Genomic DNA, 253 nt, shown 5'->3' on the forward strand with positions numbered 1-253 from the left:
ATTGATTGTATGTAATGAGTGGCGTTCGATTTCGATTTTTTAGGATATCTTCGTAATTCTGTTCACTACCATATCCGGCATCTGCGACAATAAATTCCGGCAGCTCAAAAAAGTTAGCTTCAATCGTTCTTCTTCAATCAATTCCTTCTCCACCAATTGATTACGAAACTGCACAAAACATTCTCGTAAGATATTTTCAACAAGGGGATTTGAACGAAAGCGATTAATCGTGCGATAAGTCGGCTCGTAGCCT

Annotated in this window: 1 protein-coding gene; it reads right to left on the reverse strand. The window is 38.7% G+C overall.

Features of this window, described 5'->3' with window-relative positions; all coding sequences use genetic code 11:
* Nucleotides 1–39: 39 nt before the first annotated feature.
* Nucleotides 40–253: hypothetical protein (locus L3V42_RS18175; protein ID WP_235764160.1), on the reverse strand; the 214-nt coding region annotated here is incomplete at its 5' end.

Source organism: Oceanobacillus alkalisoli, from assembly GCF_022213125.1.
Classification (GTDB): Bacteria; Bacillota; Bacilli; order Bacillales; family Amphibacillaceae; genus Oceanobacillus; species Oceanobacillus alkalisoli.